This window comes from Sphaerochaeta sp. S2 (genome assembly GCF_016406725.1).
In the GTDB taxonomy this organism is placed as follows: domain Bacteria; phylum Spirochaetota; class Spirochaetia; order Sphaerochaetales; family Sphaerochaetaceae; genus Sphaerochaeta.
Window position 1 is genome coordinate 1 of record NZ_JAEKNT010000340.1, and the last position, 1,037, is coordinate 1,037.

The following is a 1,037-nucleotide window of genomic DNA, read 5'->3' on the forward strand; positions in this document are numbered from 1 at the left end:
ATTTAATCGTTAAGAAACTACCTAAGGGTTTGGATGGCAACGATATTGCCAAAAAAATTGGTGGAAACTCTTCTTATGATAATCATAAATTAAAACTTGCTTTTTATTCGCCTGGTGGCAAAGAACCCGTTGCGGTTATTAAGATAAAGCCTATGGGAAATATTATGACAACAACTAAGATTGAGTATTCACATGAAGATTCTATAGTTGATAACAATGAGATTAAAAAAGTCGAATGGATGAATAACAAGGAGTATTTTGATGAGGAGGGTGTTCATACAGTAAAGCTTCGTGTTATGGACAAACATTTTAGGTGGTCGGAATGGGAAAGCGTGGATATCTTTGTATCTGAAGCAAAAGGAATCAAAAAGCTAGCCGCTGGTGGGAATCACCTATTTGTCATTCATAGAAATGGTACCATTGATGCATATGGGGACAATGAATTTGGTCAACTAGGCAATTGTACGAATCAGGAAAATCAAAAAATGGAAGAGGTTGTTCAAATAAAACATGTAGATGATATCGCAGTAGGTGATTTTCATACATTATTTTTGAAATCAGATAGAAAAGTTTTTGCAACCGGTAATAATGAGTCTGGACAACTAGGTATTGGAAGTAAAAACAACTCAAAGATACCAAAGTTGTGTTGGGGAATAGAAAATATTATTCAAGTTTCCTGTGGCAATGGTTTCAGTGCTGCAGTGACAAGTGATGGATTTGTTTATACTTGGGGACAGAATGAGGCAATGTGTCTAGGCCATGGTAAAAATCACTTTGTTGTTAGACCTGTAAGGGTTGATGGTGTAGAAAACGTCAAAGAGATTTCGCTGGGTAGTAATTATATACTCGCCCTTAGTTATGATGGTGTTGTAAAAGCCAGGGGAATGAATGATCATGGTGAATTGGGCTTAGGATTTAAAAGCAAATCCAGTGAACCGCTGGTGACTAATTTTAAAGACATTAAATCAGTTTGTGCTGGTAAAGGATTCAGTTATGGAATCACATCAGGTAATCGTGTATTAGCTGTTGGTAACAAT

Annotated in this window: 1 protein-coding gene; it reads left to right on the forward strand. The window is 36.3% G+C overall.

The features are described 5' to 3' along the window. Positions 1 to 1,037, forward strand: a 1,037-nt coding sequence (locus JF818_RS09920) for a hypothetical protein (RefSeq protein ID WP_198891854.1), incomplete at both ends; no start/stop codon positions are given.